The 12,810-nt window shown below is 39.4% G+C and carries 10 protein-coding genes; 7 read left to right on the forward strand and 3 right to left on the reverse strand.

Translation table 11 applies throughout. The features are described from left to right. The first annotated feature begins 26 nt into the window (after positions 1-26). The 3 genes from EJF26_RS02115 to ftsY are packed head-to-tail and all read left to right on the forward strand — an operon-like array spanning position 27 to position 2,935. The gene (locus tag EJF26_RS02115; RefSeq protein WP_004246017.1) at positions 27-818 is read left to right on the forward strand and encodes a Cof-type HAD-IIB family hydrolase; all 792 of its coding nucleotides are present in this window, start codon (positions 27-29) and stop codon (positions 816-818) included. Beyond that, positions 818-1,636: a Cof-type HAD-IIB family hydrolase gene (locus EJF26_RS02120; protein WP_000763428.1), complete on the forward strand. Its 819-nt coding sequence runs from the start codon at positions 818-820 to the stop codon at positions 1,634-1,636. The genes EJF26_RS02115 and EJF26_RS02120 overlap by 1 nt, the downstream gene beginning before the upstream one ends. Before the next feature lie 3 nt (positions 1,637-1,639). Beyond that, positions 1,640-2,935, forward strand: a complete 1,296-nt coding sequence (gene ftsY, locus EJF26_RS02125) for a signal recognition particle-docking protein FtsY (RefSeq protein ID WP_000522292.1) — start codon at positions 1,640-1,642, stop codon at positions 2,933-2,935. Between the two features lie 44 nt (positions 2,936-2,979). Here ftsY and zwf read toward each other — a convergent pair whose 3' ends face one another. The 3 genes from zwf to EJF26_RS02140 form a co-directional block, all read right to left on the reverse strand. After that, positions 2,980-4,467, reverse strand: coding sequence for a glucose-6-phosphate dehydrogenase (gene zwf / locus EJF26_RS02130; RefSeq protein ID WP_000096109.1), 1,488 nt, complete (start codon positions 4,465-4,467; stop codon positions 2,980-2,982). Between the two features lie 149 nt (positions 4,468-4,616). After that, on the reverse strand, positions 4,617-5,357 hold the full coding sequence (locus EJF26_RS02135; protein ID WP_001096336.1) for an amino acid ABC transporter ATP-binding protein: 741 nt from the start codon (positions 5,355-5,357) through the stop codon (positions 4,617-4,619). Further along, a complete protein-coding gene (locus tag EJF26_RS02140) occupies positions 5,357-6,805 on the reverse strand; it encodes an amino acid ABC transporter substrate-binding protein/permease (RefSeq protein WP_000726980.1) in 1,449 nt (482 codons plus the stop codon). The genes EJF26_RS02135 and EJF26_RS02140 overlap by 1 nt, the downstream gene beginning before the upstream one ends. Before the next feature lie 163 nt (positions 6,806-6,968). On the opposite strand from EJF26_RS02140, the gene EJF26_RS02145 reads away from it, so the two are divergent. The 4 genes from EJF26_RS02145 (at position 6,969) to EJF26_RS02160 (ending at position 12,762) form a co-directional block, all read left to right on the forward strand. After that, positions 6,969-7,922 carry a CPBP family intramembrane glutamic endopeptidase gene (locus tag EJF26_RS02145; RefSeq protein ID WP_000792129.1) on the forward strand — a complete coding sequence of 318 codons (954 nt, stop codon included), beginning with the start codon at positions 6,969-6,971 and terminating at the stop codon, positions 7,920-7,922. A 76-nt stretch (positions 7,923-7,998) separates the two neighbouring features. Continuing rightward, the gene (gene uvrB, locus EJF26_RS02150; protein WP_000610426.1) at positions 7,999-9,987 is read left to right on the forward strand and encodes an excinuclease ABC subunit UvrB; all 1,989 of its coding nucleotides are present in this window, start codon (positions 7,999-8,001) and stop codon (positions 9,985-9,987) included. 12 nt (positions 9,988-9,999) lie between these two features. Then, a complete protein-coding gene (locus tag EJF26_RS02155; protein ID WP_025168935.1) occupies positions 10,000-11,835 on the forward strand; it encodes a DUF2971 domain-containing protein in 1,836 nt (611 codons plus the stop codon). A gap of 63 nt (positions 11,836-11,898) precedes the next feature. Then, on the forward strand, positions 11,899-12,762 hold the full coding sequence (locus tag EJF26_RS02160; RefSeq protein WP_000759010.1) for a hypothetical protein: 864 nt from the start codon (positions 11,899-11,901) through the stop codon (positions 12,760-12,762). Positions 12,763-12,810 lie beyond the last annotated feature (48 nt).

Here is a 12,810-nt window from a genome sequence, read left to right on the forward strand (position 1 = left end):
TTATCAATTGGAGTATGAAGGATTTTATGATTAAACTTGTAGCAACCGATATGGATGGAACCTTTCTTGACGGAGAGGGTCAGTTTGATATGGAACGCCTCAAAAACTTGCTTGTTTCCTACAAGGAAAAGGGGATTTATTTTGCTGTGGCTTCAGGTCGTGGTATTCTGTCCCTGAAAAAGTTGTTTGCGGATGTGCGTGATGAAGTGATTTTTATAGCTGAAAATGGGAGCTATGTTGAGTTTCATGGAGAGGATATGTACGAGGCTACTATGTCTCGGGACTTTTACTTGAGCACTTTTGAAGCTTTAAAGAATTCTCCTTATTTTGATGAAAGCAAAATGCTCCTGACTGGGAAAAAAGCTTGTTATGTTTTGGATACAGTGGATGAGACCTATCTGATGTTTAGTCGTCACTACAATGAAAACATTCAAAAAGTAGCGAGTTTAGAAGATATCACAGATGAGATTTTTAAATTCACTACTAACTTTACTGAAGAAACGATAGAAGCTGGAGAGGCCTGGGTCAACGAGAATGTTCCTGGTGTGAAAGCCATGACAACAGGTTTTGAATCCATCGATATTGTCTTGGACTATGTTGATAAGGGTGTGGCTATTGTTGAGCTGGCAAAAAAACTTGGTCTTAGCATGGATCAGGTTATGGCGTTTGGCGATAATCTCAATGACCTTCACATGATGCAGGTTGTAGGACACCCTATCGCTCCAGAAAATGCGCGACCAGAGATATTAGAATTAGCAGAGACAGTGATTGGTCACCACAAGGACCAGTCAGTGATGGCTTATATGGAGGGCTTGTAATGGCAGATATTAAATTGATTGCACTTGATTTGGATGGTACCTTACTGACAACGGATAAAAAGCTAACAGATCGTACTAAGACGGTGCTAAAAGCTGCGCGTGAACAAGGTGTCAAAGTAGTACTGACAACTGGACGTCCCCTCAAGGCTATGGATTTCTTCCTTAAAGAGCTTGGGACAGACGGCCATGATGACGAATATACTATCACATTCAACGGTGGATTGGTTCAGAAAAATACAGGTGAGATTCTTGATAAAACAGTCTTTTCAATTAATGATGTGACACGTATTTATGAAGAAACTGAAAAACTAGGAATCCCCTTAGATGCCATTTCAGAAGGTACAGTCTATCAAATCCAGTCGGACCAAGAAAGTCTCTATGCTCAGTTCAACCCTGCCTTGACTTTCGTGCCTATCGCTTTTGAAGATCTATCTAGTCAGATGACGTATAATAAATGTGTGACTGCTTTTGCCCAAGAACCTTTGGATGCAGCGATTCAACAGATTTCTCCAGAATTGTTTGACCAATATGAAATCTTCAAATCGCGTGAAATGCTATTGGAATGGTCCCCTAAAAACGTCCACAAGGCAACAGGTTTAGCAAAATTAATTAAACATCTAGGCATCGACCAAAGTCAAGTCATGGCTTGTGGGGACGAGGCCAATGACCTTTCCATGATTGAGTGGGCAGGTCTAGGAGTTGCCATGCAAAATGCAGTTCCTGCTGTTAAGGAAGTTGCCAATGTGATTACCCCTATGACCAACGACGAGGAAGCCGTTGCATGGGCTATCGAAGAATACGTGCTAAAGGAGAATTAGAATATGGGATTATTTGACCGTTTATTCGGGAAAAAAGAAGAGCCGAAAATCGAAGATGTTGTAAAAGAAGCTCTGGAAAATCTTGATTTGTCAGAAGAGGTTGAAGAAAGCCAAGCGGCAGTCGAAGAAACAGCGACGGACAAAGTGGAAGAAACATTTGCTCAAGAAGAAATTCCTCAGGTTACGACAGATGAGGCCATTGAACCAGAAGCAGTCGAGGAAACTTCTCAGGAAGAGTTTGAGCTAGAATCTGATGAATTGGAACAATTCCAAGAAGCAGAAGAAGTTCTAGAAGAAGAGAACCAAGAAACTGTAGAGTTCGAAGAAGAGCTAGCTTCTGAAGTTGTAGAAGAAGAACTTCCTCAGGTTGAAGAAACCGTACAGGAAAAATATGACCGCAGTCTCAAAAAGACGCGTACAGGATTCGGAGCTCGCTTGAATGCCTTCTTTGCTAACTTCCGTTCAGTCGATGAAGAGTTCTTCGAGGAATTGGAAGAACTGCTCATCATGAGCGACGTCGGTGTGCAGGTCGCTTCAAACTTAACAGAAGAACTACGTTATGAAGCTAAACTCGAAAACGCTAAGAAACCAGACGCACTCCGTCGAGTCATTATCGAGAAATTGGTTGAACTTTATGAGAAGGATGGCAATTACGATGAACAAATCCACTTCCAAGATGGTTTGACAGTCATGCTCTTTGTCGGAGTCAATGGTGTTGGGAAAACAACCTCTATTGGGAAACTAGCTCATCGCTACAAACAAGCTGGCAAGAAAGTCATGTTGGTTGCGGCAGATACCTTCCGTGCGGGTGCTGTGGCCCAGCTAGCTGAATGGGGCCGTCGTGTGGATGTTCCTGTTGTGACGGGACCAGAAAAAGCTGATCCAGCAAGTGTGGTCTTTGATGGGATGGAACGCGCCGTAGCCGAAGGGATTGATATTCTCATGATTGATACAGCAGGTCGTCTGCAAAACAAGGACAATCTTATGGCCGAGTTGGAAAAGATTGGCCGTATTATCAAACGTGTCGTTCCTGAAGCACCTCATGAAACCTTCCTGGCCCTTGATGCATCAACTGGGCAGAATGCCTTAGTACAAGCTAAAGAATTTTCGAAAATTACCCCTGTTACCGGTATTGTATTGACCAAGATTGACGGAACTGCCCGTGGTGGTGTCGTTCTGGCAATTCGAGAAGAACTCAATATCCCTGTAAAATTGATTGGTTTTGGTGAAAAAATCGATGATATCGGTGAATTCAACTCCGAAAACTTTATGAAGGGTCTCTTAGAAGGCTTGATTTAATACAAAATAAATATCCTGCAAGATTGACTTGCAGGATATTTTTGCTATTCTAAACGACCATCTTCACGATAGGCGATATCTGGTTGCCAGGTCCATTTGGCTCCATACTTTTCAAGTAAGTCAAAGCTAGCTTGTGGTCCCATGCTTCCAGCTTTATAATCGTAGAGTGGAGCACCGTTTTCTGCCCAGAGCTCTTCGATACGGTCAATCAATTTCCAAGAAGCACTTACCTCATCCCAGTGGCTAAAATTGGTTGAGTTGTTGTTCAAAACATCGTAGATTAATTTCTCGTATGGGTCTGGTGAGGCTCCAGTAGCAGTAGCATCTGTACGGTAATCCAGAGAGCTTGGTGCCAGGTTGAATTCTTCACCGACTTGCTTCCCATTGAGGCTGAGAGAGAAGCCTTCAGTTGGTTGGATATAGATGGTCAAGATATTTGGTGCTAATGGTTCTCCAAAGATAGAGTCCATTTGCTTAAAGACGATATTGACATGAGTTCCTTTTTCAGTCAGACGTTTCCCTGTACGGAAGAAGAAAGGAACACCACGGAAGCGATCGCTGTCTACAAAGAAGGCACCAGATGCAAAGGTTTCTGTTGTAGATTCAGGATCGACATTTGGTTCGCTTCGATAGGAAATGTATTTCATGCCATCGATTTTACCAGAGCGGTACTGACCACGGATAAACTGTTCTTTCAATTCTTCCTCAGTTGGATGATAGAGGTTTTTAAAGACCTTTATCTTTTCAGCACGAATCTCATCTTTTGTAAAGCTAGCTGGTTTGTCCATGGCTAGAAGAGAGAGAAGTTGGAGAGTATGGTTTTGCACCATATCACGAAGGGCACCAGATTGATCATAGTAGCCACCGCGTTCCTCAACTCCCAAACGTTCCGCAAAGGTAATTTGAACATTATCGATGTGTTCGCGATTCCAAACATTCTCAAAGATCATGTTGGCAAAACGAACCGCAAAGATACTTTGAATCATCTCTTTCCCCAAGTAATGGTCAATACGGTAGATTTGCTCCTCATCAAAAGCCGCAAGGAGATCTTCATTCAGTTTGCTAGCTGTCTCGTAGTCTGTACCAAATGGTTTCTCAACGATCAAGCGCTCAAAACCTTTACCATCGACAATGTTTTCAGATTTGAGGTGCTTGGCAATGGTTCCAAAGAACTGAGGTGCCATAGACAAGAAGAAGAGCTTATTGTGTTCAGCTTGGTATTTTTCATTCAGCTCAGCTTGTAATTGACGCAAAGCAATGTAATGTTCCGTATCATTCACATCATGGCTTTGATAGTAGAAGTGGCTAGCAAATTCTTGGGCTTGCTCGGTACTATCTGCCAAATCAAGGATGGACTCGACAACTACAGATTCAAAATATTCCTTACTCCAAGGTCTACGAGCTGTTCCGATGACTGCAAAATGCTCAGAGAGATTGCCTGATTTATAGAGTCTGAAAAGGGAAGGGTAGAGTTTGCGTTTAGCTAAATCTCCACTCGCACCGAAAATTGTAACAATAACCTTTGATGACATCTAGCTACCTAATTTCTATATTTTTTCCTAGTTGGACTAGGGATGAGATTTCCTCATTGTCATAGTTTTTATTTTATCATAATTTTCAAAAAAATCAAAAAATCCAATACGCAATTAAAAAACTGTAAGGAGAACCTTACAGTTTTGTTTTATACATTTAATACCTTATCCAAGAACTCTTTTAGACGAGGGTGTTGCGGGTTGTCGAAGATTTGATCTGGAGTTCCATCTTCCAGGAATTCACCATCAGCTGTAAAGATAACGCGGTTGGCCACCTGACGTGCAAATCCCATCTCATGGGTTACGATGATCATGGTCATGCCTTGTTCCGCCAATTCCTTCATAACATTCAGTACATCTCCAACCATTTCAGGGTCAAGAGCAGAAGTTGGCTCATCAAAGAGCATGATATCAGGATTCATGGCAAGTCCACGAGCGATAGCTACACGCTGTTTCTGACCACCTGAAAGGCTATCTGGATTAGCCTTAGCTTTGTCCGCAAGGCCGACTTTCTCCAGCAGTTCCATTCCCAATTTCTCAGCTTCTTCTTTGGTCATCCGTTTGTGTTCAATAGGTGCAAAAGTGATATTTTCTAGGACGGACATGTGAGGGAAGAGGTTGAAGTGTTGGAAGACCATTCCTACGTTCTCACGAACATGGTCGACATTGGTTGACTTTTCAGTCAAATCATAACCATTCACTGTGATGTGGCCACTCGTTACCTCCTCGAGAAGGTTAAGGCTGCGAAGGAAAGTGGATTTACCAGAACCAGAAGGACCGATGATACAGACAACATCTCCTTCATAGAACTTAGTAGTAATGCCTTTTAAAACCTCATTTTTTCCATAATACTTATGCAAATCATTTACATCAATTTTTAGTTTTGCCATTAACGAATCCTCTTTTCTAAGCGTTTCGCTAGTCTAGTCAAAAGCGTGATAATTACAAGATAGAAGATAGCAAGGATTGCATACATCTTGAAACTTTGGTAGTTACGGGCAATGATGATCTTACCAGTTTGGAAAAGTTCAACCAGACCGATAGCAGACACGATGGTTGTATCTTTAAGAGCGATAACGAATTGGTTGACGAAGTTTGGCAACATCAATTTAGTCGCTTGTGGCAAGATAATCTTTCGCATGGTTTTTCCATAAGAGATACCAAGACTGCGACTGGCCTCCATTTGCCCAACTGGAACAGCTTGAATCCCACCACGAACGATTTCAGCGATATAAGCTGCCGCATTAAGTGAAAGGGCAATAGTACCAGCTACAAAGTCATTGATTGGACTTTGTTGGCCTGTAATCGACTCGATGAAGTTTGGAATACCCCAGAAGATGAAGGCTGCAAGAATCATCAAAGGAATACCACGGATAACGTCAACGAAAATCTCAGAGATCAGACGAAGAGATTTGTATGGGCTAACGCTAAACATACCGAAGATAATCCCGATGACAATGGCAATTGCAAATGAGATAAGAGCTAGAGCAAGAGTGATTCCAAGTCCACTAAGAAGTTGTTTGTAGTTGTTTTGAAGCAAGCCCCAGATAGTTGTTTCGTCAACCGTACTTGTAGAGTCAGTTGAAGTTTCGCTAGCTAGATACTTGTCAAGAATCTTTTGGAATTCTCCGTTAGCTTTGAGGTTCGCAAGTCCGTTATTGAACATCTGGATCAATTCTGGATTTGTACCTTTTTTAACCGCAAAGGCTGTTTCACCGATTGGAGTTCCAGCGATTGGCGTTTTCAATTTTTGCCCTTGGCTGATAGAATATTTGAGAACTGGCTCATCATCCATCACAGCATCTATAGAGCCAGTGTTCAGACTGTCATACATAGAAGCGCCATCTGCGAAGGTTTTAATCTTATAGCCGTATTTGCTTTGGTTCTCAGTAAGGAATGTTTGAGAAGCAGTCCCGTTTTTTACACCAACTGTCTTGTCCTTGAGGTCTTCATAAGAAGCGATAGTACTGGATTCTTTTACACCTAGAATGGTATTAGCAGTGTAGTAGGAATCTGAGAAGTCAAACGTTGCTTTACGAGCGTCCGTAATAGACATTCCAGCGATGATACCATCAGCTTGTCCCGCTTGAACTGCGCTAATGGCTGCATCAAATCCTGGGTTAGTAATCTCAATTTCAAAACCTTGATCTTTGGCAATAGCCTTGATCAAGTCCATATCAATACCAGTGTACTCGTTGCTTGAATTTTGAAATACGAAGGGAGCAAAAGATGAATCACTGGCAATAACATACTTAGGTTTAACTGTGTCAGCTTTTACTACTCCTAATGAGAAAATGGGAAATAAAATTAGCAAAAATGCTAGGATTTTTTTCTTCATTTTAAGTCTCCTTTCCGAATATTTTCCCATTATATCAGAAAAAAGAAGAAAAGGCAAATTTTAAGGATTTCTATGTTAGAAGATATAACATACAAACCCTTTATTTCTTTCTTGAATTACCACTACAAAGTGCTATAATAATAGAAGAAATGAGGGCAGGAACATGAAGAATAAAAGAATATTTAAAGACTTCCAATCTTCCCAAATGAGTTTAAATATTTACACAAGTCCTTTGTTAGCCTTTGTTTTTGTCTTTATAGGAGAGTTTGTTGCATATACTTTGTATGGTATTAGCTTGTTAGCTCTCATTGGACTTGCTAGAAATTTTGGAGAGGCTGGTCAAAATCTTGCAACCTACTTGCAAACCTTACAGGAGAGCTTGACGGATAAAACAAGTGACTTTCGTTTAATTTTAGCATTGCTGTCCTTTGGTTTTATTCTCAACACTGTGTTCAGATGGACTAAAAAAGTTGAGAAAAGATCTATTAGAACCTTGGGATTTTATAGAGAAAATTTCCTCAGCAGTCTTCTGAAAGGATTTGGCCTAGGTTTGGCACTTTTTCTTCTGACCTTGTTAGGTTTGGTGGCCTTGGGGCAATATCGTTTGGAATCCATTCGCTTGAATCCTTATTCGCTTACTTTTGTCATCTTTACTATCCCATTTTGGATTTTACAGGGGACAGCAGAAGAAGTGGTGTCCCGTGCATGGCTCCTTCCACAATTGGCCTCAAGAACCAATCTAAAGCTTGCTGTTGTCATATCTAGCATATTCTTTACCCTGCTTCATGTGGGGAATTCTGGTCTAACACCTCTATCTCTAGTGAATCTCTTTTTATTCGGAGTTGCCATGGCTCTTTACCTCCTCAAAACCGATACAGTTTGGGGTGTTGCAGGTATTCATGGGGCTTGGAATTTTGCTCAAGGAAATCTCTTTGGGATTCTAGTTAGTGGTCAACCATCAGGAACGTCTCTGATGACTTTTTTACCACAAGGCAATCAAGATTGGCTATCAGGAGGATCTTTTGGGATTGAAGGTTCTATCATGACAAGTTTAGTCTTGTTACTTTTGATTGTCTATCTCGCTTATCAATTAGAGAAAGAAAATGAAAGGATGTGACTTGGGTCTGTCCTTTTCTTCATGAAAATGCTACAAGTATGCTAAAATAGGAATAGAAAATCGAGAGAGGATTCTTATGATCAATCGAATTACAGACAATCAATTTAAACTAGTATCAAAATACCAACCTTCAGGAGATCAACCTCAAGCCATCGAGCAGTTGGTTGATAATATCGAGGGTGGAGAAAAAGCTCAGATTCTGATGGGGGCGACAGGTACTGGGAAGACTTATACCATGAGTCAGGTCATTTCCAAAGTCAATAAACCCACTCTGGTCATTGCTCACAATAAGACTCTGGCGGGTCAGCTCTATGGAGAATTCAAGGAATTTTTCCCTGAAAATGCTGTTGAGTATTTCGTATCCTACTATGATTATTACCAGCCAGAAGCCTATGTCCCTTCTAGCGATACCTACATTGAGAAGGACAGTTCAGTCAATGACGAGATTGACAAGCTTCGCCACTCTGCGACTTCAGCCCTTCTGGAGCGCAATGATGTCATCGTTGTGGCTTCTGTTTCTTGCATCTATGGTTTGGGTTCGCCAAAGGAATACGCTGATAGCGTCGTTAGTCTCCGCCCAGGCCTTGAGATTTCTCGTGATAAACTTCTGAATGACTTGGTTGATATCCAGTTTGAACGCAATGATATTGATTTCCAACGGGGAAGATTTCGTGTGCGTGGGGATGTGGTAGAGATTTTCCCAGCTTCCCGTGATGAACACGCTTTTCGAGTAGAGTTCTTCGGAGATGAAATTGACCGTATCCGAGAAGTTGAGGCTCTGACGGGTCAGGTATTGGGAGAAGTGGACCATCTGGCGATTTTTCCAGCGACACACTTTGTGACCAATGACGATCACATGGAAGTTGCCATTGCCAAGATTCAGGCGGAGTTGGAGGAGCAGTTAGCTGTCTTTGAAAAGGAAGGTAAACTGCTAGAAGCCCAGCGTTTGAAACAGCGCACAGAGTATGATATTGAGATGTTACGTGAGATGGGCTATACCAACGGTGTTGAAAACTACTCTCGTCACATGGATGGTCGAAGCGAAGGTGAGCCTCCTTATACGCTTCTTGACTTCTTCCCAGATGATTTCTTGATTATGATTGATGAAAGTCACATGACCATGGGGCAGATCAAGGGCATGTACAATGGAGACCGCTCTCGTAAGGAAATGCTGGTTAATTACGGTTTCCGTTTGCCGTCAGCCTTGGACAATCGTCCTCTCCGCCGCGAAGAGTTTGAAAGCCATGTGCACCAGATTGTTTACGTTTCAGCAACACCTGGTGACTATGAAAATGAACAGACCGAGACAGTGATCGAGCAAATCATTCGTCCGACAGGGCTTTTGGATCCTGAAGTGGAAGTCCGTCCGACTATGGGACAGATTGATGACCTCTTAGGTGAAATCAATGCCCGTGTTGAAAAGAATGAACGAACCTTTATTACCACCTTGACCAAGAAAATGGCAGAAGACCTGACTGACTACTTTAAAGAAATGGGCATCAAGGTCAAGTATATGCACTCGGACATCAAGACATTGGAGAGGACGGAGATTATCCGTGACCTACGCTTGGGTGTCTTTGATGTCTTGGTCGGAATCAATTTGCTCCGTGAAGGGATTGACGTACCCGAAGTAAGTTTGGTTGCTATTCTAGATGCTGACAAGGAAGGTTTCCTTCGTAACGAACGTGGCCTCATCCAGACCATTGGACGTGCTGCCCGTAATAGCGAAGGGCATGTCATCATGTATGCGGACAGCATGACTCAGTCTATGCAACGTGCTATTGATGAGACGGCCCGCCGTCGGAAAATCCAGATGGCTTATAATGAAGAACATGGTATCGTTCCACAAACCATTAAGAAGGAAATCCGTGACCTGATTGCCGTAACTAAGGCAGTTGCCAAGGAAGAGGACAAGGAAGTCGATATCAATAGCCTTAACAAACAAGAGCGCAAAGAACTCGTCAAGAAACTTGAAAAACAAATGCAAGAAGCCGTCGAAGTGCTTGACTTTGAACTGGCAGCTCAGATACGTGATATGATGCTAGAAGTGAAGGCGTTGGATTAGGGGGGAGAAAAGATTGAAAAATTAAATTATTTTACAGGTAAATTTAGTAAATCTGAATTAGTGAATCATTTTGGTTCCTTGGACGAAAATAAACTGAAAGACGAACTTGAAAACATTACTAATCAATATTTAAAGTTATCTGAAGAAGAACAATTAAAATATGCAAGCGATTTTCTGTATGTTTGTAGGATGTTTGTTGAAGAAATCGATAAGATCACACTTGGAAGACTTTTAGCTACATTAAATAAAGTATTATTTGAAAATGGGCAGTCATATAGTTGGTTTGAAAACTTTGAATATTTACATATTTTGTATAGATATTTATCTCAAACAAAGGAATATGAAGAATATTCTATATTGTTTGAAAATGAAAGTTATTTTTCAAGAATTCTTGAATTAGTATTTAATGATGATTTAGAGGACGTCGATTTACTTGATGCTCACATACTTCTAGTTTTTGTCCGACTTTTTGAATCAAAAAGTTTACCAGAAGAAAAAAGAATCTATTTTAAGAGTGAATTAGAATCATTATTCAGATTTATATTTGAAAATCACGATATTGATAGTGTGGTTTGTTATTGGTATTTTGAATTAGATGAGTTGGTTTCAATTTTTCAATTTGATCACTTAAAGACAATTAATAACTATTATATGGAGAACCCTCAATCTGATTATGTTGGGAAATATTTGGATTTTGTGTCAAGACGCTTTGATGTTGTAATTAAAGATTCGATTGATGTTGTTCGAAAGATAGCAGAAGAAAATGATTCGGATATAATTCGAGATCAAGCAATTAAATTAGTTAAAAAGTATGATGAGCGTAATAATAGTGATGAAGGCGCCATTTTAAAAAAGGAGAGTGATACTGGATTTATACTGTCTGAAAATTACAAGGAGCTTTTGAAGCAAGCAGAATCTATTATTGATGATATTCGTTCTAATTTGATTGTTGATTCTAAAGATTTAAAAACAATCGGACCTTTTGGACATTATACTAAGATTGATACTTTAACAAATTTTCTCATAAAAGCTGACTGGAAAAATGAAAATAATTCTGAAACTCAACCTCCATTTTTACGACTTACTAATCTCAAGCAACTAAATGACCCGATGGAAGGAAGAGTAATATATGATTATTTGGGTATAGATAATACTTTTTTCCAACAATACCAAACTTCCAATGTTTTTATATCTTCTCTAACCACGGTATCTGATAGTTTGCCTATGTGGAAGGAATATGCAGATTCATCTCAAGGCGCCTTCCTTGAATATGATCTATCTTATCTTGAAGATATAGTTGCACATAAATACATTGAGTTTGTTAAAATTCACTATTTAGATTTGAACTCAGATAATACAGAAGAACCAGATGTCGATAAATCTCTTTCTAAGTTAAAACAAATTTTTGAAAAATTGAAAGAGCTAGAAGCTGAAGAAGAATTAAAAAGTTTTGCTGAGAAATTGAAGAAGATTTCTTACCTTTTTAAAGTTAAAGACTATGAGTATGAAATGGAGTATCGTATTTTAATTAATTTAGATGATACAGCTATACAAAATATAATTAAAAGAGATGCTAATGATTCATCAAATGAGAAGTACTTTAAGAAAGAAGAAATTGGGTTAGAAGTTTTTGATAAAGTTAACTATAATGATTTCAGAAAGTACATTGTATTAAGCTCGAAAGATAATGGCAGATATGATTTATTTGTATACATCAATCTACTACCTTTGAAATATTCGAAGGTTATCCTAGGTCCAAAGATTACGGACGCAGACTATATTGCTCCTTATCTCAAACTTGCCAATCCTGATATAGAGATTGAAAGTTCGAAAATTCCTTATCGTTGAGTTTAGAAAAAATTAAAGCTTCAAAGAAATTATAATCTTTTTATTAACAAGGAGAAGCTAGTAATGAAAAAATGGTTGCTGTTAATTTTCTGTATTATAAATATTGTCCCTTTATTCTTTATTCTACGTTTTGCTTTCCTTTTCTTTACAACAACTTATGACATTTTTCCTGAAGTAAATCAAGCGGAAGTAGAGACAGCAGTAAGAAGAACTCTTGATTTGTATGGTTTTAAAGGAGATATGAAGGTTACGAAGTTTTATAGAGATAAATGGACTTCTGAAAAATACAAAATTGAATACGATTATAGTGAAGAGGTTGATGGAAGTAGAGTCACTGTGAGACATGCCTTGTTTTATCGTCCAAAGTCCTCAAAATACAATCCCCAAAAGACTGATGAAGAACTAGCCTATGATGGGACTACGAAAACCATGTTACAAGAATTTTCAGGCATGGCTCATAAACTACTCAACCAGCATCCTGTCAGTGTCTCTAATAAAGACAAGGTAGAGAGTTTTTTTAAGCAATATGAAAATCCAAATCTAGAATATGTGAATAGTTACTGGAGTATCGATACTGAATCTGAAAATATCCAAGACTATTATGCTCTCATTGAAAAGAACCGTAAGGAAGGGAAAGCTTTTCAAGGTTTATATGATCTCCCTATTGATGAATTCTTGGAAAAAGAAATGATTAAAGGATACATCATCTATCGCGATATTGTTTTAGAAGAGGGTGAGAAAGATTATTTTGATAGTGAAGGCGGACTGACAGGATTTATTTCAAATGGGATAGATAATGCCGAGTTGCCAGATGCCTTTTATGAGGTTTCTTACTACTATGGTGCTAAAGGATATCGTTCAGGCAGTAGTGTCCCTTTAAAGGTTCAAAACCATAAGATGCTCTATTATGGAAGTAATTTTAACTAAAAATTTTATATGTAATAATTTGTGTTAAAATAATAGACGAGATAATTT

Source organism: Streptococcus oralis subsp. dentisani (assembly GCF_007475365.1).
In the GTDB taxonomy this organism is placed as follows: domain Bacteria; phylum Bacillota; class Bacilli; order Lactobacillales; family Streptococcaceae; genus Streptococcus; species Streptococcus mitis_AX.